This window comes from Dolichospermum heterosporum TAC447 (assembly GCF_024584745.1).
Taxonomy (GTDB): domain Bacteria; phylum Cyanobacteriota; class Cyanobacteriia; order Cyanobacteriales; family Nostocaceae; genus Dolichospermum; species Dolichospermum heterosporum.
Genome location: NZ_CP099464.1, coordinates 59256 through 84206, shown reverse-complemented (window position 1 = coordinate 84206; position 24951 = coordinate 59256). Strand labels below are relative to the sequence as shown.

15 protein-coding genes are annotated in these 24951 nt (G+C 40.3%); 14 read left to right on the top strand and 1 reads right to left on the bottom strand.

The annotated features are described in order from the left end of the window. The first annotated feature begins 485 nt into the window (after window positions 1-485). The 6 genes from crtH to NG743_RS00340 all read left to right on the top strand — a co-directional run bounded on the left by crtH (window position 486) and on the right by NG743_RS00340 (window position 12747). Window positions 486-1991, top strand: a complete 1506-nt coding sequence (gene crtH / locus NG743_RS00365) for a carotenoid isomerase (protein WP_257122184.1) — start codon at window positions 486-488, stop codon at window positions 1989-1991. A gap of 770 nt (window positions 1992-2761) precedes the next feature. Beyond that, a complete protein-coding gene (locus tag NG743_RS00360; protein ID WP_257121250.1) occupies window positions 2762-2980 on the top strand; it encodes a hypothetical protein in 219 nt (72 codons plus the stop codon). 1351 nt (window positions 2981-4331) lie between these two features. Continuing rightward, window positions 4332-9662: a chemotaxis protein CheB gene (locus NG743_RS00355; RefSeq protein ID WP_257121249.1), complete on the top strand. Its 5331-nt coding sequence runs from the start codon at window positions 4332-4334 to the stop codon at window positions 9660-9662. A gap of 735 nt (window positions 9663-10397) precedes the next feature. Next, the gene (locus NG743_RS00350; protein ID WP_257121248.1) at window positions 10398-11672 is read left to right on the top strand and encodes a diguanylate cyclase; all 1275 of its coding nucleotides are present in this window, start codon (window positions 10398-10400) and stop codon (window positions 11670-11672) included. A gap of 149 nt (window positions 11673-11821) precedes the next feature. After that, window positions 11822-12046, top strand: a complete 225-nt coding sequence (locus NG743_RS00345; RefSeq protein WP_173401691.1) for a helix-turn-helix domain-containing protein — start codon at window positions 11822-11824, stop codon at window positions 12044-12046. Further along, window positions 12043-12747 carry a type I restriction endonuclease gene (locus tag NG743_RS00340; protein WP_257121246.1) on the top strand — a complete coding sequence of 235 codons (705 nt, stop codon included), beginning with the start codon at window positions 12043-12045 and terminating at the stop codon, window positions 12745-12747. The genes NG743_RS00345 and NG743_RS00340 overlap by 4 nt, the downstream gene beginning before the upstream one ends. Here the strand turns inward: NG743_RS00340 and NG743_RS00335 are convergent. Further along, the gene (locus NG743_RS00335; RefSeq protein WP_257121245.1) at window positions 12737-14059 is read right to left on the bottom strand and encodes a DNA methyltransferase; all 1323 of its coding nucleotides are present in this window, start codon (window positions 14057-14059) and stop codon (window positions 12737-12739) included. The two genes, NG743_RS00340 and NG743_RS00335, sit on opposite strands and share 11 nt — an antisense overlap. Window positions 14060-14298: 239 nt before the next feature. Here NG743_RS00335 and NG743_RS00330 point away from each other — a divergent pair, with 239 nt between their 5' ends. The 8 genes from NG743_RS00330 (at window position 14299) to NG743_RS00295 (ending at window position 24376) form a co-directional block, all read left to right on the top strand. Next, window positions 14299-15588, top strand: a complete 1290-nt coding sequence (locus NG743_RS00330) for a glucose-1-phosphate adenylyltransferase (protein WP_027401036.1) — start codon at window positions 14299-14301, stop codon at window positions 15586-15588. A gap of 106 nt (window positions 15589-15694) precedes the next feature. Beyond that, window positions 15695-16150, top strand: coding sequence for an AAA family ATPase (locus NG743_RS00325; RefSeq protein ID WP_027401037.1), 456 nt, complete (start codon window positions 15695-15697; stop codon window positions 16148-16150). Between the two features lie 413 nt (window positions 16151-16563). Then, a complete protein-coding gene (locus NG743_RS00320) occupies window positions 16564-17541 on the top strand; it encodes a DnaJ C-terminal domain-containing protein (RefSeq protein ID WP_027401038.1) in 978 nt (325 codons plus the stop codon). Window positions 17542-18174: 633 nt separating this feature from the next. Then, complete coding sequence (locus NG743_RS00315) at window positions 18175-19197, top strand: hypothetical protein (RefSeq protein ID WP_035081270.1); 1023 nt, start codon at window positions 18175-18177, stop codon at window positions 19195-19197. Window positions 19198-19339: 142 nt separating this feature from the next. Continuing rightward, entirely contained in the window at window positions 19340-20539 is a 1200-nt protein-coding gene (locus tag NG743_RS00310) for a hypothetical protein (protein WP_257121244.1), read from the top strand. Between the two features lie 884 nt (window positions 20540-21423). After that, window positions 21424-22605 carry a DUF1565 domain-containing protein gene (locus tag NG743_RS00305; RefSeq protein WP_193962187.1) on the top strand — a complete coding sequence of 394 codons (1182 nt, stop codon included), beginning with the start codon at window positions 21424-21426 and terminating at the stop codon, window positions 22603-22605. Window positions 22606-22943: 338 nt separating this feature from the next. Then, entirely contained in the window at window positions 22944-23597 is a 654-nt protein-coding gene (locus NG743_RS00300) for a COP23 domain-containing protein (RefSeq protein ID WP_193962186.1), read from the top strand. Between the two features lie 104 nt (window positions 23598-23701). After that, complete coding sequence (locus NG743_RS00295) at window positions 23702-24376, top strand: COP23 domain-containing protein (RefSeq protein WP_035081273.1); 675 nt, start codon at window positions 23702-23704, stop codon at window positions 24374-24376. Window positions 24377-24951 lie beyond the last annotated feature (575 nt).

The window sequence follows — 24951 nt, the reverse complement described above, 5'->3', positions numbered from 1 at the left end:
AATCAGGAAAAACAAGAAAGCTGAAGTTAGGGGCGCAAGGACTGCGCCCATTCAGGATTATGGCGAAGTAATTGGACAAAAATATTTACAGTCATTGCGAGGGAAGGGAAGCAATCACAACCCTGGCGATTGCTTCATTTCACTTCATTCCATATGGCTAACGCCACGCTTACGCAATGACATTGTGTAATTAATTTTGTCTCACTACTTAACACCACGCTGTCTGCCTCTAATATTATTGAAGGCAGAGCCTTCTAGAATTTATTCCCAGTCAGAGACTGGGAATGAGATGACTTAAGTTCTTTGCGGGATAGAGGTTTTACATTAAGTTGACACCAATGAAGCTCTTGCTTTACCCCTACACATCTGAGTTCTTTGTCATTTGGCAAAAGTTTAAATCTCACCCATGTTTAGTATATATTATTCTCAAGGCGGAATTAGTCAGCAGCGGACTTTCCCCTATTTTTTGGGTTAAATTGCAAATTATGGATTCTGAATTATTTGATGTCATTATCATTGGTTCTGGTATTGGTGGTTTAGTAACAGCCACCCAATTAGCAGCCAAAGGTGCAAAAGTTATAGTTTTTGAAAGTTATCTCATTCCCGGTGGTAGTGCTGGTTATTTTCAAAGCCAAGGATATACATTTGATGTCGGTGCATCAATGATTTTTGGCATGGGAAATAAAGGAACAACCAACTTACTCACCCGTGCCTTAGATGCAGTCAATGTTAATCTGGAAACCATTCCCGACTCTGTCCAGATTCACTATCATTTACCCAATGGTTTAGATTTAAAAATTGATCGAGATTATGAAACATTTCTCCAAAATCTAATTGCTTATTTTCCCGACGAAGCCAAGGGAATCAGGCGATTTTATGATGAATGTCAAAAAGTTTTTAATTGCCTGAATAACATTGAATTATTATCATTAGAAGAACCTAAATATCTCCTGCGGGTATTTCTCAAAAATCCTTTAGCTTGTCTAGGTTTAGCCAAGTATTTACCCTTAAATGTGGGAGAAGTAGCCCGAAAATATATTCAAGATCCTCAGTTATTAAAGTTTATTGATATCGAGTGTTATTGCTGGTCAGTAGTTCCAGCAAACATGACACCAATGATTAATGCTGGCATGGTTTTTTCTGATAGACATTATGGAGGAGTTAATTATCCTAAAGGAGGAGTTGGGAAAATTGCCGAAAAATTGGTGACAGGTTTAGCACAATTTGGGGGTGAAATTCAATATCAGGCGCGAGTGACAAAAATTATTACCAAACAGGGAAAAGCTGTAGGTGTACAATTAGCAAATGGTCAAGTTTATTATGGTAAAAAAATAGTATCTAATGCCACACGCTGGGACACCTTTACAAAACTACTACCAGTCCAAGAAATACCAGTTAAAGAAAAAAATTGGCAACAACGATATATAAAATCACCCAGTTTTTTAAGCTTGCATATAGGGGTAAAAGCATCAGTTTTACCTGTAGGAACAGAATGCCATCATATTTTATTAACAGATTGGCAGGAAATGACCACAGCAACAGGAACAATTTTTGTTTCTATTCCTACCCTCCTTGACCCGGATTTAGCACCACCAGGATATCATATTATTCATGCTTTTACACCTGACTGGATTAGTAATTGGCAGGGACTTTCCGAAAGCGAGTATGCGGATAAAAAAGAAATAGCAGCGGGGCAAATTATTGACAGATTAGAGACAATTTTTCCTGGTTTAGATGCTGGGTTAGATTATTTAGAAATCGGGACTCCACGTACTCACAGACGCTTTTTACAACGGATAGATGGTACTTATGGACCAATACCTAAACGTAAGTTGTGGGGGTTATTGGGAATGCCTTTCAATCGTACTGTGATTCCTAATTTGTATTGTGTAGGAGATAGTACATTCCCCGGACAAGGTTTGAATGCTGTGGCTTTTTCTGGGTTTGCTTGCGCGCATCGGATTGGAGTAGATTTACAACTGAGAAAATAGCTGGGAATAAGTATACTAAACATGGGTGAGATTTAAACTTTTGCCAAATGACAAAGAACCCAGATGTGTACGGGTTTAGCTCATGCTTAATGGTGTCAACTTAACGCAAAATCTTCATCCCGCAAGGAACTCAAGTTCCTTGCTAATAGCGAAAGTCATCTAAAAGATGACTAAATACTAGGAAAATTCATTAGTCCGTTTTAACGGACTTGAGCTATGAGACAGGGAATTTATTCCCTGGCGGGTGTGGAAGCCAAACAAATAAGCCATCTGTAACCTAAGTTGACACCAATGGCTCATGCTTTACCCCTACGTTTAGACTCAAACAATCAAGCCGTTTTGAGTGATATAGCGATCGCCAAAGTTATTTCAATTTAGATATTTTCAGCCATCGTAAGTAGGTGAACACAATAAAACCAAACTGTGTAAAGAAACGTAAAATCGCTGAAAATGTCTTTACTCTTGCCTTGCTATAACGACAATTTTCAACGCCAACCTAAGTAATTGGACAAAAATATTTACAGTCATTGCGAGCGAAGGGAAGCAATCACAACCCTTGGAATTGCTTCATTTCACTTCATTCCATATGGCTAACGCAACGCTTACGCAATAACATTGTGTAATTAATTCTGCCTCACTACCTACTTATTTGGTTTTTTTAACTACAAGAAACAGTTATAGAACATTGCCAATTTGGCGTTTAAGCAACAGAAATATTCTCTAAAGTTTAAAAGCCAAGTTGGCAATATTTCCAATTATGAAATAAAGTCATGAGTAAAAAGTTATTTACTGAGTTGACAGTAGAACAACAAGAAACAGCTAATGGTGGTACGACTGCTACTGGTACTGCTATGTTTTCTGATCCTATTGGCATTCTTCCCGCTTTGATCGGACCTCTTAATGGTATTGGTGGTACTCTTGTTTTTCCTCCTGGTTTTCTTCCTGGTTTTCCTCCCGGTGATAATACTTTCGTATGGAAAGTGGTATAATTTGATTCAATAAACCCAATAATAAAAGCCTCTAACCCTCCCCTTATAAAGGCTACGGTGTACACACAAGGCATGGGGAGGTAGGGGGTAGGGGAGGTAGGGGAGGTAGGGGAGGTAGGGGAGGTAGGGGAGGTAGGATGCCCGTCCCACAAAATTGAGTAATTTATCTTTTGGTGTTCCCTTAGAGACTTCCAATTAAAAAGATACCCAAAAATTTCTTGTGGTGCGGGCATCTTGCCTGCTAATCATCAAGGACAGGCAGGATGCCCGTCCCACAAAATTGGGTAATTTATCTTTTGGTGTTCCCTTAGAGACTTCCAATTAAAAAGATGCCCAAAAATTTCTTGTGGTGCGGGCATCTTGCCTGCTAATCATCAAGGACAGGCAGGATGCCCGTCCCACAAAATTGGGTAATTTATCTTTTGGTGTTCCCTTAGAGACTTCCAATTAAAAAGATGCCCAAAAATTTCTTGTGGTGCGGGCATCTTGCCTGCTAATCATCAAGGACAGGCAGGATGCCCGTCCCACAAAATTGGGTAATTTATCTTTTGGTGTTCCCTTAGAGACTTCCAATTAAAAAGATGCCCAAAAATTTCTTGTGGTGCGGGCATCTTGCCTGCTAATCATCAAGGACAGGCAGGATGCCCGTCCCACAAAATTGAGTAATTTATCTTTTGGTGTTCCCTTAGAGACTTCCAATTAAAAAGATACCCAAAAATTTCTTGTGGTGCGGGCATCTTGCCTGCTAATCATCAAGGACAGGCAGGATGCCCGTCCCACAAAATTGGGTAATTTATCTTTTGGTGTTCCCTTAGAGACTTCCAATTAAAAAGATACCCAAAAATTTCTTGTGGTGCGGGCATCTTGCCTGCTAATCATCAAGGACAGGCAGGATGCCCGTCCCACAAAATTGGGTAATTTATCTTTTGGTGTTCCCTTAGAGACTTCCAATTAAAAAGATACCCAAAAATTTCTTGTGGTGCGGGCATCTTGCCTGCTAATCATCAAGGACAGGCAGGATGCCCGTCCCACAAAATTGAGTAATTTATCTTTTGGTGTTCCCTTAGAGACTTCCAATTAAAAAGATGCCCAAAAATTTCTTGTGGTGCGGGCATCTTGCCTGCTAATCATCAAGGACAGGCAGGATGCCCGTCCCACAAAATTGAGTAATTTATCTTTTGGTGTTCCCTTAGAGACTTCCAATTAAAAAGATGCCCAAAAATTTCTTGTGGTGCGGGCATCTTGCCTGCTAATCATCAAGGACAGGCAGGATGCCCGTCCCACAAAATTGGGTAATTTATCTTTTGCTGCTATACAATAGTTAACAAATAAAATTAGGAGTTTATAAGTAGTGTCTGAAGAGACTAAGACCCATTGCTTTGTAGTTGGCATTGGAGCTTCTGCGGGAGGACTACGAGCATTAGAAGAATTCTTCGATAATATGCCCGCAGACAGTGGTGCTGCCTTCGTTGTAGTCCAACACTTGTCTCCAGACTTTAAAAGTTTAATGAAAGAACTGCTAGAACGGCGCACTCGCATGACAGTGAAGCGGGTACAAAGCGGAATGCAGATTGAACCGAATACAGTATATTTAATTACGCCTCAGAATAATTTAGTTGTTAATGATGGGATATTAGAGTTAATTCAGCAAAGCGAACCGCCGCGACAACAACCGAATTTCCCCATTGATATTTTTCTCGATTCTCTGTCAAGAGATCATGGTGAGCAAGCAATGGCTGTGATTCTCTCAGGCACGGGAAGTGATGGCACAAGGGGGATACAAAGCATTAGCGAGTCCGGTGGGTTAACCTTTGTCCAGTCACCAGGAACAGCAGAATTTGATGGGATGCCCCAAAGTGCGATCGCTACAGGTATTGTAGATCAAGTGCTACCACCAGCAGAAATGGCAAGGACGATTTATGAAATCATCCAAATGCAGCGCCAAGGAGCAAGTCCAGGGGAATCATTACTTCCAGAACTAGAATCAGAAAAACTCCGCGCCATTATTCAAATTCTTAATCAATATGAAAAGCTCGATTTTTCCTATTATAAACCCAGCACTCTCAGCCGCCGCATTTACCGCCGTTGTTCCCTGAGTGGGCATAATCTCTTAGATGAATATGTACAATATCTAACCACATCCAGTGAAGAACGAGCGCTGCTGCGTGATGATTTAATGATTGGGGTGACAAGGTTTTTTCGGGATTCTCAAGCCTGGGAATACTTGGATAAAGAAGTCTTACCAGAATTAATTAGCCCCTTGGAAAATGGTCAACAGTTGCGGGTATGGGTGACAGCTTGCGCCACCGGAGAAGAAGCCTATTCTATGGCGATTTTGATGGATGAAGTCATCAACCGCTTAGGTAAACAACTGAGTGTGAAAATTTTCGCCACAGATATAGATGCAGCCGCTTTAAGTAAAGCCGCCGAAGGGATTTATCCTGAAAGTATTAGTATTGATGTTTCTCGTAAACGCTTAGAAAAATATTTTACCTTCCGTAACCGGAATTTTCATGTGTCGCGGGCGTTGCGGGAAATGATTATTTTTGCTCCCCACAACTTGGCGAAAAATGCCGGATTCACGCGAATGCACCTGATTAGCTGCCGTAATGTCCTGATATATATGCAGCCGGTTTTGCAACAGCACGTGATGAGAATGCTGCATTTTTCCTTAATGCACAAGGGTATTTTGTTGTTGGGTGCAGCGGAAACACCGGGGGAATTAATTGAAGAATTTAGTCCCCTGTATGAGAAGTTTAAAATTTATCAAAAGCGGCGAAATGTGCGTTTACCGATTCTGAATCAAAATTTAGAATATATAACTCCCGTCGTCGCTCGTCCTAGTCAAACCAGACGGGGGACGGTGCAATTTGATCCAGCTTTGGGTGCGGCTTTTAGTGCTTTTGTCCGCCGCCGACAATGTACCTGTTTGTTAGTTAATGATGATTTGGAACTGTTCCACGTCGTTACTGATATGGTACAGATTATGCAAGTCCCAGAAGGACAAATGACCAGAGCGATCGCCGATTTAGTCCCAACTACCCTAAAATTACCTATTAATACTGCCCTACATCGTGCCAAACGAGAACGAAAAACCGTTCTTTACGGTAATATTCACTTAAATCAGGGCAATAATATTCGTAGTGTCAATTTAGAAGTTACCTATCATACGGGAGATACCCGCATGACGGACTTCTTCATGTTAATTATTGAGAATGAAGAACGTCCTTCTCCACCCAATCGTCCTGAAGCTTTTCAGCAAGACGCGGAAGCAACCCAACGCATTCTTGATTTAGAATACGAATTACAGCAAACCAGAGAAAATCTCCAAGCCACAATTGAAGAATTAGAAACTACTAACGAAGAACAACAAGCCACTAATGAAGAACTCTTGGCTTCTAATGAAGAGTTGCAAAGTACCAATGAAGAACTACATTCCGTTAACGAAGAACTATATACAGTTAATACAGAATATCAAACAAAAATTCGTCAATTATTAGAATTATCCAACGACGTGGATAATTTGCTGCGAAGTAGTGAAATTGGCGTAATTTTCCTAGATAGAGAATTGCGAATTCGTAAATTTACTCCCGCAGCCACCACTGCTATTAACCTGTTAGAAACTGATGTCGAACGTCCGGTTCAGCATATTACCCATAATATGAATTGTCCCAATCTGCTGGAACTATTACAGCGGGTAGTGGAAACGGAACGCCCCATTGAACAAGAAGTAAGAATTAATAATACAGAAAGTCATCTGTTGATGCGGTTATATCCATATCTCAGAGATGATGGACAAGCCGATGGTGTGGTCATTACTTTTGTAAATATTAATGAAATTAAGCAAGTTCAGGAAGCTCTACAACGTCGCACGGAGGAATTAGAAAAACTTTATAATACAAATCCTGTGGGGTTGGTACTTCATGACGAAGAATTCCGCTTTGTGCGAGTTAACGAAGCAATGGCGGAAATTAATGGTTTACCAGCCAATGCACATATTGGTAAAAAACTCCGAGAAGTATTACCAGATTTAGCCAATCGGGTTGAACCGATTTTAGATCAGGTATTAACAACAGGAAAACCAATTCGCAATATAGAGATTTCTGGGTTTACACCTTCACAACCAAATATCCAAAGACATTGGATTGGTAGTTATTATCCTGTTAATCAACTTGACGGCGGTAAGGCTGTCAGTTCGGTAGTTGTGGAAGTTACCGAACTCAAACAAGCACAAATGGCTTTGCTCCAAAGTGAAGAAAGATTACGGGCTTTAATGAACTCTAGTCAAACTATTTTATTTAGTTGTCAACCCACTAGAGATTATCGAGCTACCTTTATTAGTGATAACGTGCAGTTGATTCTTGGCTATTCTCCCGAAGTATTTTTAGATGAAACTGGATTTTGGTATGATTATATCCATCCTGAAGATAGAAATCGGGTGTTAGCAGGATTAAATAGGTTAGAGTTTGATAATACCTATTCCTTAGAATATCGGTTACGCTGCGCTGATGGTGACTATCGGTGGTTCTTTGCTCAGTTGCGGTTAATTAGGGATCAAGAAAATGAGCCGTTAGAGTGTGTAGGCTATTTAGTTGATATTAGCGATCGCAAAGCCGCCGAAAAGATTCTCGAACAACAGGTGCAGCGAGAACGACTATTAAAACAAATCACCGACGAAATTCGTCAAAGTCTCGAACCCCAAAAAATCTTTGAAACCTCCGCCAACCGCATTGGGGAAGCCTTTGGCGTAGATCGTTGTTTCCTGCATACTTACGAAATTGAGCCAACAGAGCATCTCCCAGTCGTCGCCGAATACTTGAGTGGTGATATCCCTTCTATTCAAGGAATATTAGGACCTATTGCTGGTAATCCCCAAATTCATCAACTCCTCCAACAAGACACAGCAATCATTATAGATGATGTATTTGCAGATCCATTGGTATCATCAAGTAGAGAAATTTCTCAACAAATTGGACTAAAATCAGTATTGGCAATTCGTACATCCTATCAAGGAAAAGCCAACGGACTGATTTGTTTACACCAATGTAATCATCAACGCCATTGGATTACTGAAGATGTTGCCCTTTTAGAAGCTGTAGCTGCTCAAGTGGGAATTGCGATCGCTCATGCTAAACTTCTACAACAGGCTGAACAGCGACAGATAGAACTTGCTCAACAAAACTTAGCCCTAGAAGCAGCCACCGAAAAAGCTCAAGCCGCCAGTCGCACCAAAAGTGAATTTCTCGCCAACATGAGCCATGAAATTCGCACGCCCATGAATGCTATTTTAGGATTCTCCGAACTATTACAAACTCTTGTCAGTGACGACTTAGCCCAAAGTTATCTCCAAGCCATTCAAACCAATGGTCGGACTTTGCTTACCTTAATTAATGATATCCTAGATTTGTCCAAAGTTGAAGCTGGGAAACTCAAACTCAACTATGAATCCGTCAATCTTCCCTCACTTCTGCAAGACATTCAACAAATGTTCTTACAAAGAGCGCAGGAAAAAGGATTATTTTTAAATCTGCACGTTGATGAATCCATTCCCGTCGAAATATATATTGATGAAGTCCGGTTGCGGCAGATTCTCGTGAATGTCGTCGGTAATGCAATTAAGTTTACCGAAAAAGGTGGGATTACCATCCGTGTCCATAGCCGCATTAACCCTAATATTCAGAATAACGCCCATTTAGAAATTTCTGTTGCTGACACAGGGATTGGGATTTCCCCCCGTGATCAAATTTTGATTTTTGATGCTTTTCGTCAAAGTCAAGGACAAAGTAATCGCAAGTACGGCGGAACCGGGCTAGGATTAACTATTAGCCGCCGTCTAACGCAAATGATGGGTGGTACAGTTGAGGTAACAAGTGAGTTGGAACAGGGTAGCACCTTCACCTTAATATTTCCCGAAATTACAGTCACTCAAACCACAGCAATTTCACCCTCATTAACCCCACAAAATCATGATTTAAGTCAATTTCCGGCTCTGAAAATTCTCATTGTTGATGACGTACAATCTAACCGAGATTTGCTCTTCGCCTATTTTAATGCTACTGCTCACCAAATTATCATGGCAGACAATGGGGCGATCGCTCTTAAATTAGCCATTAAGCATCATCCTGACCTGATATTACTAGATTTGGTCATGCCGCAAATGGATGGAATCACCGTTCTACAAGCCCTGAAGCAAAATCCCTCAACAGCGGATATTTGTGTAATTATCGTCACAGCTTCCATTCAAGAGCAAGACTTTGAAGAATTACAACCCTTAGCTCAAGGATTTCTTCGCAAACCAGTTAGTCGTCAGGATCTTTTTAGTGAGTTGCAACGTTTATTTCCCTCCCAGTTATCAGTAGAGTTAAAATCTACTTCCCAGACACAAACCATCATTTCCCCAATGTCGCCCCAAGCCTTAGAAAATTTACCAGAACTGATAGAATTGTTACAACAGGAAGAAGCGTCTGTCTGGAAAACCTTACATCAAACCCTCCTAATTGACCAACTACGAGCTTTTGCGCTGCGATTACAAAATTGGGGAGAACAGTATAAATGTCCTGATTTGATAGAATACGCTAATACGCTAAAAACCCAAATTGATACCTTTGATTTGGCTCATTTGGCTGACACCGCTGCTAATTTCCCACAAATTAGCAAAAAGTTACAAAAATTGCTACCATAGAACATTATTATAAGGAAGAACGCCGAAAACCCTTGAAAATGTGGGTGACTCAGGAAGCCACATTTGGGCTTTAGACAAGGGATGAAGGCTAGAGGCAGGATAAATCCTGCATTGATTTTAATCCATATTCGTGATACAAGTATATTGTCACTAAAGACATAAAAAGCTACCGAGGGACTCTCGGAAAGTTACGCTTGTCAGATATGATTTCGCCCGCCAGGGCCAACGAAATCAGGGCAAGAACCCAAATATTTAAGGCAGTGCCTGAAACTGGGATAACTGAGGGATATAGACTGAAACTCTCTATAGAATCTCCGCGTCTTTAGACCGGAGAGTGTCAAAAACTCTACAAATATAGAAGGCGACTGGAAGTCACGGCTACACAAACAAAGTCCGTCTACACGGACTAAGGAAAAATCAGAATTTTGAACCCACGCAGGTGGGTTTTGTCTGTGTAGATGCGGTTTCTAACCGCCGATTTCATTCTCAGAAAAAATCAGAATTCTGAACCCACGCAGGTGGGTTTTGCTTGTGTAGATGCGGTTTCTAACCGCCGATTTCATTCTCAGAAAAAATCAGAATTCTGAACCCACGCAGGTGGGTTTTGCTTGTGTAGATGCGGTTTCTAACCGCCGATTTCATTCTCAGAAAAAATCAGAATTCTGAACCCACGCAGGTGGGTTTTGTTTGTGTAGATGCGGTTTTTAACCGCCGATTTCATTCTCTATATAAATAATGGAAAAAATTGCTTTTAATCCCCAAGATTGTACAATATTAATTGTTGATGACCTGATTCAAAATATTCAAGTTTTAGGAAGAACCCTAGAAACACAAGGTTATTCTATTACCTATGCTTTAAGTGGAAAAGAAGCCCTCCAACGTCTTCAAGCAATTCAACCAGATTTAATTTTATTAGATTTATTGATGCCAGAAATGAGTGGCTTGGAAGTTTGCGAACAAATTAAGAAAAATCCAGATTATCATCATATACCAATTTTATTTCTGACTGCTAGTCACGAAGAAGAACATTTATTAGAAGCCTTTGAAAAGGGCGCGGCTGACTATGTAACCAAGCCTTTTCGATCTACAGAATTATTAGCCCGTGTGCAGACACATATTCAACTAAAACGCCAAACTAGACAGTTACAACAAAGTGAAAATAAACTCAATACCATCGTTACTCATATCAAAGATGGAATTTTAATTGTTGATGAAGCAGGAGTTGTAAAATTTGCTAATCCGGCTGCGGCGCAAATGTTTGATAGATCATTATCCGATTTAATTAATCGTGAATTGGGACTACCAATTGTAGTAGGAAAAGTTGCAGAACTCGATATTCTTCGTTCTCGGGGAATTCTCGGACGGGCAGAAATTACCGTTGGGAAAACTGAATGGTTAGATCAAAAAGTCTCAATTGTTTCTATGAGAGATGTAAGTGAACGCAATCAAATTGAGAATAAATTAAGAATTGCTTTAAACAAACAGAAAATATTAAGTCAGAAATTGAAAAAAATAGTAAATACTGATCTCTTAACTGGAATTGCCAATAGACGCAACATTTTAGCAATTTTGAAAAAAGAATTTCAACGAACTCAATCTTACAAAGAACCTTTTTCACTTTTAGTAATTGATATTGATCACTTGAAATTTGTTAATGATTCCTATGGATATCCCATTGGTGATCAAGTATTAAAAGAAATATCTCAACTGTTAGTTAAGTGGTTACGCAATGAAGATACAGTAGGGCGTTGGGGAGGTGAGGAATTTATGATCATTTTACCAGCGACAACCTTACAAAAAGCGATGGAAATAGCTGAACATCTATGTGAACAAATTCGTAATTTAGAGATAGATACTACCTTTCAACCCATGAAAATTACTATCAGTATTGGCGTAACTGTCTATCAAGCTGATGATAAAACCGACACAGTGATACTAAAACGTGCTGATGATGCTCTTTGTCAAGCTAAAGAGTCTGGATGCGATCGCGCGATCGCCATTTCTGGGTAAAGAAAAATGAGCTAAATCAGGTCTAAATTGAAAGCCATAATTTTTTAGAACCAGAGTAAAGCTCAGATAAAATTATATAATAATTTGGTTTTGATGAGGTAGAATGTTTAATCTATTGAGGCACACATTTTTTAAATATGGATGCTAGAATGGACGCTTTTGGAATCAGAGTTCGCTATTTCAGAAAACGTTTAAAACTTTCCCAAGATGAATTGGCTGAAAAATCTGACTTACATCGTACATACATTGGTGCTGTAGAGCGAGGTGAACGAAATATTAGTTTAATGAATATTTTTCGTTTAGCTGATGCTCTTCAAGTTACAGCTAAAGATTTATTCGATAATCAACTAGAAAATGGGGAAAACACAAAATGATAAATGAGGATGAGTTATTGAATATAGCCATAGTAAATATTAGAAAAGTTTCAGAATTTAAACCTTACAAGAGCTATGTTGGTATCAATAACAAAGAGGAATTTCAGCAATTAATAGCTAATGATCCTGCCTTTGGCTCTTTAGGTTTAGACGATGAAAGATACATTATTGCTAGAGTAGGAGGAAATCTTGTAACTTCTTTGCATCGCAAACTTGGTGATATGTATGAGAATTTATTTGCCTATTTATTAAAAGAGAGTTTTGGCTTAAATGAGCATCAACTACACTTTAGTGTCACAGTTAAAATTGGTGATCGTGATCAGATTCGCTCTACTGATGGATTAATAAGAAAAGATAAGTTCAATCAAAATATTCCCTCAGATTGGATTAAATATGAAGGAATAGGATTTGAGATTCGTTCGTGCTATCAAATTGGTGATTCTAAAAGAATTCAAGCTGACTATGATATGTCCTTAGCTTTGAAGTCTTACGAAATTCTGCCTGTGATGCTAATTTTCTGCAATACATCTTTAAAAAGCCCTGTACTTAGATTATCAAAAAGTTGGGAACTCTACGAAGGAATAAACAGTTTTAATTTAGTGCGCTCTATTACTGGATTTGACCTTTATAGTTATAGTTTTCTTCAGAGAAATTCAAAATATTTGAAAAAAGAGATAGATAATATTTTCTCTAATTTTTAATACATACTGCTGTTTCATACAAACGTTTTTTACCACCTCTTTTCCTAAAGGAAATTATTTTCTCAACTTCAAAACCCTCGTGTTGAAAAAGCTTACCTAAAATCACCTCTGTAAATATCTCTACATTTGAGAGCCTCGAATTGCCGACAACGTAAACACCTTGGAAGTTTCTGGATACACACTGTTTTAAACATTGTATATGTTTCCATAAATCCATAAAATATTTAGTGGCATAATTACACATCAAGAGGTTTTGATTTTTGAGTTCATCATAATAACAAAGATATGGCTTAATCTCATCAGGAACTCTAATTAAATCCTTCTGTAAAATTGAAGTCGCTCTACCCCATGTTCCACCTATTGCTTGTAAATCTATTTCCGTAGCTTCACGAACATCTTCTAAGAGTTCTAAGAAGTGTAATTGAGGTCTAGTCTGATGAACATAACTATAACGGTTTGGATAGGGAGGTGAAGTAATTACAAAATCTATAGAACGATCAATAACTATATTTTGTAAGTTGTTTGTGGAATTACTGACTATAATAGAGTTGAAATTTGAAAATAATATTTGATCTTGATTGAGCTTGATCAAATCTTCTTTTATGTTCTGGAGATTTGTACTAATTTCCAAATAAACATCTATCTCCCTCTGATGATTATCATCAAATGTAATAGTTGGATGATTTCTATGAATATTTGCACAATCTAAACACGCTTTATTCAAAGACAACCAGATATATTCAGAAATAGGATTATATTTTTCCTGATTCATTATCTCACGGCAAATAATCAAATTCTTTAACACATGAATTTTCCACCAACGAAAGACATTATGAATAATTGGAACTCTGGTATTGAATATCTCAATAACATCTTCTAGTGAAAATGTTTGATATTTTTTAATCGTATCAAATATTTCTTCAAGATAAATATTAATTAAATGCGTATTATCAATATTCCATAGTAACGACTTATTTCCCACTTGCTGAAGTAGAGGATTAATCTCAATTCCCATAGCCTTAATTCCATGCTTCTGACATTCAATAACTGTTGTGCCTCTACCACTAAATGGATCAACGACAAAATCATCTTTACTAATTTTAAATATATCAATAAAAAAGCGAACTAAATTTGGCGAATAGCTAGGGGTCAGCCGATACCATCTATGTACTGACTCTGTTTGTCCTGCTTTAAATGTGATATCACCTATATCAATTTCTTGATAGTTAAAACCAGACTCCTCAATGCTTCTATAAAAACAGTTAGCAATATGAGTATTTTTATCTTCAAATAGTGATAGTTGTTGAAACATGATAACTTTAATGGTAAATTGCTACTTAAAAGTAGCACAAAATGTTCATATTGGCAATACTGCTTCAACTATAAATTTAGACTCTCCTGCCACCCACTACTATAGTACATAAGTTCTATTTTGGCTAATTTACTGCCATCTCAAAAATTCATCCCTAAGATTCTTTGATCCCCCTTTATTAGTTGTTACATACAGTCCTAAACTGTAGATGAGAGTGAAAGGCAGTTGGGAGAAATTTTGTGAAAAAAGTTTTAGCAATTATTCTGGGTGGGGGTGCAGGTACCCGGCTTTATCCGTTAACTAAACTCCGCGCCAAACCAGCAGTACCAGTAGCAGGGAAATATCGTCTAATAGATATACCTGTTAGCAACTGCATCAATTCCGAAATATTCAAAATCTACGTCCTGACTCAATTTAACTCAGCCTCTCTGAATCGTCACATCGCCCGTGCTTACAACTTCAGTGGGTTTAGCGATGGGTTTGTGGAAGTGTTAGCAGCACAACAAACCCCAGAAAACCCCAACTGGTTCCAAGGTACGGCTGATGCTGTGCGTCAGTACATCTGGATGTTACAAGAGTGGGATGTAGAAGAATTTCTGATTCTTTCCGGTGATCACCTTTACCGCATGGATTACCGACAATTTATCCAGCGTCACAGAGATACCAATGCTGATATTACACTTTCTGTAATTCCTATGGATGATCGTCGCGCCTCAGACTTTGGCTTGATGAAAATTAATGATTCAGGTAGGGTAATTGACTTTAGCGAAAAACCCAAAGGTGAAGCTTTAGCACAAATGCGTGTTGATACCACCATCTTGGGGTTGACAAAGGAACAAGCTGCATTACAGCCATATATCGCCTCAATGGGGATTTATGTCTTTAAAAAAGATGTTTTGATTAAGTTGCTAAAAGAATCTTTAGAACGGACTGATTTCGGTAAGGAAATTATTCCTGATGCAGCGAAGGATCACAATGTCCAAGCTTTCTTATTTGACGACTATTGGGAAGACATTGGGACAATTGAATCTTTTTATGAGGCTAATTTAGCCCTGACTAAGCAACCCCTACCTCCTTTTAGTTTCTATGATGAAGCAGCACCAATTTATACTCGCGCTCGTTACTTACCCCCCTCTAAACTGTTGAATTGCCAAATTACAGAATCCATGATTGGCGATGGTTGTATTTTGAAAGATTGTCGGATTCAACATTCAGTTTTGGGAGTGCGATCGCGGATAGAATCAGGATCGGTAATCGAAGAAACCCTGATCATGGGTGCTGACTATTACCAACCATCTGTAGAAAGACAATGCAGTTTAGAACAAGATGATGTTCCCGTCGGTATTGGTACAGACACCATTATTCGCCGTGCCATTATTGATAAAAATGCCCGCATTGGTCACAATGTGAAAATTATCAACAAAGACAACATCCAAGAAGCAGAAAGAGAAAAGCAAGGCTTTTACATCCGCAGTGGGATTGTTGTTGTTCTCAAAAATGCTCTAATTTCTGATGGTACAATCATTTAGTTAGTTGTCAGTTGTCAGTTGTTTTGCTCCTGACCAATGACCAATGACCAATGACCAATGACCAATAACCAATGACCAATGACCAATGACCAATGACCAATGACCAATGACTAAATTAATTTTGCTAATTGGTCTTCCTGGTAGTGGTAAATCAACCTTAGCAAAACAATTATTGACAGAATGCCCTCAGATGCAGCTAATTTCCACAGATGCTATCCGGGGGCAGCTTTTTGGCTCAGAAGCAATTCAAGGACCCTGGCTGCTAATTTGGCGCGAACTGGAACAGCAATTACAGCAAGCCATAACCGCAGATCAAGAAGTGATTTTCGATGCTACCAACGCCCAAAGGAAAAGTCGTCGGGAAGTAATTACTCTCGCCCGTGATTGTGGCTTTAGTTATATCATGGGGGTCTGGGTAAAAACTCCAGTTTGGCTATGTTTGTCCCGAAATCAAAGACGGATTCGCCAAGTTCCCCAAGATATAATTCTCCGAATGCACCGTCAACTCCAGGATGCTCCCCCCAGTGTAGAAGAAGGAATAGATGAGCTTATATTCTTTTAATCATAGCAGACCTGAGTTCGGTGTTAGGAGTTCGGAGTTTCTCCTTCGGAAACGCTACGCGAACGGAGTTATGATTTTTTCAAGGAGATCATCAGGGTTTGAGACTCATACTTGGGGCAGTTTTCCACAAATTATCTTATGTCGAACTCAGGTATAGCAGAAGTACGGGAATTGCGATCGCGCATTCAGCAAGAACCACACTTGATCATAGGAATGATTTGTTAGTCTAATGTCAGGGTCTTTTTATCTGAGATGAGACCAAATAAAAGTTAGAAAAACATCACGTAAACGGCGTTGCTGAATCGAGGTATGAAATTTCCAAATTGAACCTTTAAAAATCTTACCTTTGCGTGAGACTAAAATTCATACCCTTAATCAGCAACGCCACGTAAACTTATACAGGAGGCTAGTAGATGGCTGCAACCGACTTTAAAGACTATTATGCAATGTTAGGAATTAGTAAAACCGCCACTTCAGAAGAAATTAAACAAGCTTTTCGCAAACTAGCCCGTAAATTTCATCCTGATGTTAACCCCAATAACAAACAGGCTGAAGCCAAATTTAAAGAAGTTAATGAAGCCTACGAAGTATTATCAGACCCAGATAAACGCAAAAAATACGATCAATTTGGTCAATATTGGAAACAAGCCGGTCAAGGTTTTCCCGGTGGTGGTCCTGGGGATATGGGCGGAGTTGATTTTGGTCAATACGGCAGTTTTAATGACTTCTTAAACGAATTATTTGGTGGTGCAGGTCCTCGCAGCGGACGACAAAGTTACTCTTATCGGACTCCTCCCGGTAAACCAGGTAGCGGTTTTAACGATTTTGGTTTTCCAGATAGCGGTATTGGCGGCACACAAGATACAGAAGCTGTAATTATTTTAACTTTTGCAGAAGCATTTTCCGGTGTTCAAAAACGCTTTAGTTTAGGAAACGAAACTATTGATGTGCGTATTCCTGGTGGTGCTAAAACTGGGACTCGTCTACGGTTGAAAGGAAAAGGCCAAATTAACCCCATGAGTCAACAACGGGGAGATTTATACTTAAAGGTAGAATTACAACCCCATACTTTTTTCCAAATAGAAGGGGACAATCTGGTTTGCGAAGTCTTAATTACCCCTGATGAAGCCACATTAGGTGCAGCGATAGATGTACCCACACCCGATGGTCATGTCAGTGTTAAGCTACCTGCGGGAGTTCGTTCTGGTCAATCTCTGCGCTTACGTGGTAAAGGTTGGCCCATAGCTAAAGGTGGACGTGGTGATCAATTTGTCAAAGTAGCGATCGCTCCCCCCAAAGACCTCACCCCGCAAGAACGAGAATGTTATGAAAAAATTCGGGCTATCCGCACTTACAACCCCCGTAGTCATTTAGCACAAGTTAAATTGTAAGAACTATTGAGAGTATTTCCTGAAAAAACAATCCAGAACTGCTATTTTGTCAAATCCCACGCTGTAGTATCTTGCTACAGCCTAATATTAACTTATATATATTGAAAGACTCGTAGTTAATTTAAAGAAAATATTTACTTGTGTAAAGCTTGCATTTAAAGTTACATCTCCTGTAGAATAAAAAGTGTGGTCGAGTCCTTTGTAGATATATATACAAAATAGTTAGTATTTTGTCTGAATATTAAGTACCTGGGCGGAGGAAAATCAAAATATATTTCGTTTTTTGAAATGACTAAAACTCAACGATAATAACCCATCGAGGTGAATTTACATATCGTTACACATTTTGGTTATACTCAAAACGGCTAGAAGCTGGACTTTTTTATCATACAAAGAACCAGTTCAAAACCTCTCCAGTATTAAATATTATTCCTTTTCCCCCTCCTCTTAGGAGAAGGCTAGGGAGAGGTACGGAGAGGGGTTTCATATTTGGTTAAACTATGAACCGTTCGCAGTATATTTCACATCCACCTACTTAATTCAGTCAAATTCAAAAACTATCTTGTATAGCTGTATACAGGGGTATAGATTGTTGCCACCGCATAACATCTTGTGAGGAGTGATATTTTGAAGATGAAAAAGCATTCTCTTATACTAATTAATCACTACAAACGGTTTTACTACTTGGGTTTATTGCTAACCCTACCAAGTTTGCTGATTACTACCATCATTTCAGTTAATTCCGCATCTGCGGCAGATGACATAGTAACTGAAAATCAGCCCAGTGAATTAATCACAGATAAAGTAGTCACAGCCGCACAATTAGAACCAAAGGTTGAATCTATTTCTGAGCAACAACAACTAATTGCACAAACAGCGGACAGCAATCCGGATGATATTAATAAAATCCGCCAAGAGCTACTAGTTGAACCCCTGATCAAAGTCAAGATAGTAGCACCTAAGCCAACCTATCCACCTGGACTCAGTTTTGCTGCACCCAGTGCCTTCGGAGCTAACATGGGTGATGCGTTTGTGGGAGCATCAGCAGCAACCGCTGGTAATAGAGGTAACTCTATAAACGACATAGACGCAAGTACCAGCATTGGTTTTGGTTTAGGGAATTCCCAGAAACTAGTTGGTCTAGAATTATCCTTCAACAACGGTAGTGTCAAAAACTTTGGCTCTAATGGCACCTTTGACTTAAAAGCTCACCGCATTGTCTATGCTAAAGGAACCAATCAAGTTGGTGTAGCTGCTGGCTGGAAAGCCTTTGCCCAGTATGAGACTAATGCCAGTGAGGAAGAGACCAGACCTTCCAGCGTCTATGGTGTGGTAACAACTTACTCTCTTTTAAAGCCTAATGATGCTGTGAATAAAATGCCCGTCTCATTCTCCCTCGGTGTTGGAGGTGGTGACTTTAGGCAAGGTAACGCCAGTACTGGGGTATTTGCCGGAGCAGGTGTGCAAGTTCATCCCCAAATCGGTGTGGGCTTTGGCTGGAGTGGAGTTGGCTTAAACCTTGGTGCTTCTTTCGTGCCTGTACCTACGTTACCCTTAACAATTACACTCCAAGGTGCGGATCTCACAGATAACAGTGTAGGCGGCACAACATTTGCGCTAAGTATAGGTTATGGTTTCAATTTCTTGCCTAAATAGGGCTTGCTGATAGAGTAGCGTGGCGATAAACCTGAAACCCTTGTATATAGAAATTTCAAGGGATATTAGAGCCAAAAAATATCCAGGGAATCAGTGACTATAGCATCAATTGTCAAACAGTTCCATATTTTAGATAATCATCATGTTGAAAACCAGAAATCTCATTTTTGCCCTCAGCTTGAGTCCCCTGCTGTTATTTGCTTGGCAGTTACCAAGCCAAGCCCAGAGTTTCAGTCCCAGTAAAGGTTCAGCCGGTGTTGATGCTGGCGCTGCTACTGGTGCTTCACAAACTAGTGGGTTTGCCGTACCAACAACAACGACAACAACACCAACAACAACAACGATAGGAGGAACAACAACACCGGCAGTAACAGCAACAACAGCAACAGGAATTTCTATCACCATTCCCATCATATCTGGTGTTTCCCCCACCATTACAACTGGTGTTTCCACAGCAGGTAATCTGTCGGCGGTTAGTACCACTGGTGGCACAACTACAGGAGGAGGTGACACAGCTACGGCATCATCTACAATTGCCGTTTCACCAACAACCGTAGAACCAACTTCACCTGGTATAACTGTAACAACCGGTGCAACAGCAAACACTATTGTGATCTCTCTTTCTCCGCAAGTTCAGGTTACCGTGAATCAGTTGGCTGCTGCTATTGTTCAGGCTCTTAGTCCAACAGGCGGTACAACAGGCGGTACAACAGGCGGTACAACAGGCGGTACAACAGGTGGTACAACAGGCGGTACAACAGGCGGTACAACAGGCGGGGATGGTACAACAAGTGGTACAACAGGCGGTACAACAGGCGGGGATGGTACAACAGGTGGTACAACGGGCGGTACAACAGGCGGGGATGGTACAACAGGCGGTACAACAGGCGGGGATGGTACAACAGGTGGTACAACAGGCGGGGATGGTGGTACAGAATCCGTTGCTTCACTAGTCACAGGCGGTGCTGGGTCACAACAAGCTGCGGTAGCTCTGACAAACAGTCTCACCGCTGCGGGTATTTCCCCACAACAAGCAACAGCACTAGTCTCATCTCTCACAGGTTTGTTTGGTTCTACTAACGCTTCCTTACCAAATCAGCCCCTAGCCCAAGCAACATCAGGACAGCTAGTAGCAGGAACCAAAGCTCTCAAACCTGTTTATGTCATTGCTCAAGGCGGTGCTGGGCTAAGTGTAAATATCAATAAGCTGAATGATGCTATTGTTGCCTACAACGGGATTATCCTCAACAGTGAACCAAAAGCTCTCAAGAATCTCTCTCGAAATACAGGTTTCGTCGGTATTGGTGGCATACTCAAACAATTGAGAACTGCGATCAAATAGCCGTCGCTCATAGGTGTCAACTTAAGCTCAAATCCCTACCACATCTCGTTCCTAGTCTCTGACTAGGAATGCAGTTAATGAGGCTCTGCCTCTAATATTATTAAAGGCAGAGCCTTCTAGAATTCATTCCCAGTCAGAGACTGGGAATGAGGTGACTTGAGTTCTTTGCGGGATAGAGGTTTTACGTTAAGTTGACACCAATGGCTATCGCTCAACCCATAGGTGTCAACTTAAGCTCAAATCCCTACCACATCTCGTTCCTAGTCTCTGACTAGGAATGCAGTTAATGAGGCTCTGCCTCTAATATTATTGAAGGCAGAGCCTTCTAGAATTCATTCCCAGTCAGAGACTGGGAATAAGATGACTTGAGTTCTTTGCGGGATAGAGGTTTTACGTTAAGTTGACACCAATGGCTATCGCTCAACCCAACCTTGTAAGTAATTAGACAAAAATATTTACAGTCATTCGCTCAACCCAACCTTGTAAGTAATTAGACAAAAATATTTACAGTCATTGCGAGCGAAGGGAAGCAATCACAACCCTTGCAATTGCTTCATTCCACTTCATTTCATATGGCTAACGCCACGCTGCGCTAACACAATGACATTGTGTAATTAATTCTGTCTCACTACTTATCTTAGAGGTATGTTAGAAGAAGTGGTAGACTGTCCCAACCTGCTAGATTTTTTTTTCGTTTCATAAGCATTTCCTGAGTTGCTCAAACCGGGGATTTTGGGATTATCAACGGAATGACGGGGATTTTAGCAACTAATCCAGATCAGGTGTATATAAGTAATATATATGTATAACTTTGAGATTATCCTAGTATTTATGGTTTAATTTGTAATAGGTAAGCATATACTCATCAAATCAAGGAGTTATTTATGAGTAATCGGTTCAAATCAAAAACCTCTTGGTTCGTGACGACATTAGCCATATCTAGTTCCCTAATTGTCACATTCCCACTACAAGCCGAATTGCCTCCCGTTGCCCAAGTAATTTATGTTGACCCTGTTAACGGTTTAAATGCTGCTGAAGCTGGAACATCAGCAAACCCCTATAAAACCATTACTTCTGCCCTCAGTCAAGCCAAACCGGGTACAGTTATTCAATTAGCTCCTGGTAATTATAGCAACGAATCATTCCCCATATTACTCAAACCAGGCGTAACATTACGGGGTGATGAATCCAGCAGGGGTGAGAGAGTAGTTATTTCCGGTGGTGGTGATTATATCAGTCGCATTTTTGCTAAACAGAATATTACTATCCTGACAAATCAAGATACCACAATCGAAGGTGTAACCGTCACCAACACCAATCAAAGGGGTACAGGTGTATGGATAGAATCAACTAATCCAACGATCAAAAACAGTACCTTTATTAACAATGCTAGAGACGGAGTTTTTGTTACAGGTACAGGAAATCCTAAAATTGAAAATAACAGATTTGTACAAAATAGCGCCAACGGGATTTCCCTAACCAAATCAAGCCAGGGAGAAGTTCGTAATAATTTATTTCAGAATAACGGCTTTGGTTTAGCCATTGGTAATACTTCCGCGCCCTTACTAACAGAAAATCAAATCATTGAAAACAAAGATGGTATAGTGATTTCCGAATCCGCTAAACCTTCAGTGCGTAAAAATACAATTCAGAACAACACTCGGGATGGTGTTGTTCTCATTCATGATGCTTTACCTGATTTGGGGACTAGTAATAACCCAGGTGGCAATGTTATTGCTAATAATGGTCGTTATAACTTCAACAATGCTACGAAAAACAACACCATGTTTGATGTCGCAACGCCAGAAACACCAGATTCTTCCCAAAACGCTGATTTATCAGCCGATGATCCTAACATAGCACTGCTAAAAAAATGGGAACTAACACCTATAGCCTGTAACCCTGGTAGCGAAATCGTCACCATCATCATGAGTAGCAGACGATACTGCATTACGCCCCATCCTGACTTAACAGCTAAACGTTATCAATATAATCAGGCTACTGGTAACCTCAAAGCTTTAGCAGATTCCCCTAAATCTACATCTCGGAGAAAAGGGGGTTTATAGAGACATCCGGTAAGCGGGTTAGGGAGAGGTTTACCAGAGGGGTCTAATATTGGTTAAACCATGAACCGTTTTCAGTATACACAAACAAAATATCTCTCAAACCCTAATTTCTCCGTGACCTCTGTGCCTCTGTGGTTCGTGCGTAAATCAGATCCAGAACAGCCTAAGTAATTGGACACAGTCATTGCGAGCGAAGGGAAGCAATCACAACCCTTGCAATCGCTTCATTTCACTTCGTTCCATATGGCTAACACCATGCTGCGCTAACGCAATAACATTGTGTAATTAATTCTGTCTCACTACTTATCTCCTCCCATTTTTAACATTTAAGAAGTCTTATGAAACATCAATTGAAAACAGCGATGATAGCGGCAACTTTAGCCCTCTCCAGCATTTTTGCCATGGGGTCTACAGTTCAAGCTTTCCCAAAAGTAGATAATAGTGTTAATTCAGACGTAGATCCGTCGGAGGAATCCTATACAGGAACTCAATTCACCTGTGTACCTGACGGAAATGGTAACGTAGCCACCGTTGGTCAGCGACCTGGTGGAGAACCAATCCCTGTGATTATCTGGACTTCAGATAGTTCCAAGTATTTTGGCAAGAAAGTTAGTCCTCAAAGCCGTTGCCAAATCGTGACAGAAAGATTTAATCAGGCTGTAGATGAAAGTGGTGGTAGTCTCAAAGATGTTGTGTTGATGAACGGTCAAGTCGGAAGTAAAACCGTCATTTGCGTAGTTTCTATTAATGACACTGGTTGTGATGGCAATAATACTCTGTTTACCTTCAACCCCAAGAATGCCAAGAAGGCAGACCAAATTCTTGCCCAAATCGTGCAAATCAGTCGTGAGGGTTCTAGTGCCGGCGTAATTCGGGAAACAAAAGGTCGTGTCCAGGTGAAATTGAAGGATTTGCTAACCATGAATGCCAATCACCCACTCCGGCAAACCAGAAGAAACCCTCCTACTCAAAATAACCCCGGTGGTTTGTAATTATCAACATCCTGCTAATAAAGTCTAGAGAAAACTAGACATTTACTTCAGTCAGGAACTGGAAAAGTCTCATTTCTTCTTCTTTTTAACATTTAGGGAGTCTTATGAAATATCAATTAAAAACAGCGATTGTAGTTGCCACTTTAGCCATATCTAGCATTGTTGGTTTGGGAGATCCGGTTCAAGCCTTACCACCGGTGGATAATACAATTGATAATAGTAACAGTAGTGCGATGCCAGACGTAGACCCATCGGAGGTAGCCAACACTGGGACTAAATTTACCTGCGTCCCCCAGGGTGATGGTAGCGTGGCTACAGTTGGTCAGCGACCCGGTGGTCAGCCAATCCCTGTCATTATCTGGACTTCAGCAGCTTCAAAGTATTTTGGTGAGAAATTTACTCCCCAAGGTCGTTGCCAAATCGTGACACCGAAATTAAATCAAGCTGTAGCTGAAAGTGGTGGTAGCCTCAAGGATGTTGTGTTGATGACCGGTCGAGTTAACAATAAAACTGTCATTTGCGTAGTTTCAGCAAATGACACTGGTTGCAATGGACGCAATACTCTGTTTACGCTGAAACCAGAAAATGCCAAGAAGGCAGACCAAGTTCTTGCCCAAATCATGCAAATCAGTCGTGAAGGTTCTAGTGCGGGTTCCGTTCGTGAGACAGAAGCTCGTGTCCAGATCAAATTAGAAGATGTGTTAACAAGCAACCGCAATCTCTCTGTTCAGCAACCGACAAAGACACCTGCCGTTCAAGATAACTCCCGTGGTTTGTAATTATTAACTCAAGTTGCTAGTAAGTAATTGGACAAAAATATTTACAGTCATTGCGAGGGAAGGGAAGCAATCGCCAGGGTTGTGATTGCTTCATTTCACTTCGTTCCATATGGCTAACGCCACGCTGCGCTAACGCAATGACATTGTGTAATTAATTTTGTCTCACTACTTACACTGCGGTGTAAGTGAATGAACCATTTTCAAGCCTTGTAATCAATCAAACTTTCGGAGCTTTTAATAGTCATATTATTTACGCCAACCTGTACTAGTAGTTCGTCAAATTTATTTTGACGGGTAATGATCAGCAATTCTCATTTTAAGGTTTCATGACATTTAAACCCTTACATTCATAGGGTTTTACAATTCTTAACAAATCCGGGGATAGCGAAGCGCTGCTGCAAGCAGTTCGCTGAAATGGCGCAAACTCGTTTCAAAATAAGAATTGCTGGGTAATGATGATCGGAAAAAACTTCTGTTCTTCCCTCCCCCACATCCCCCACCTCCCCCACATCCCCCACATCCCCCACATCCCCCACCTCCCCCACCCCCCACCTCCCCACCCCCCTGGGTCAGGG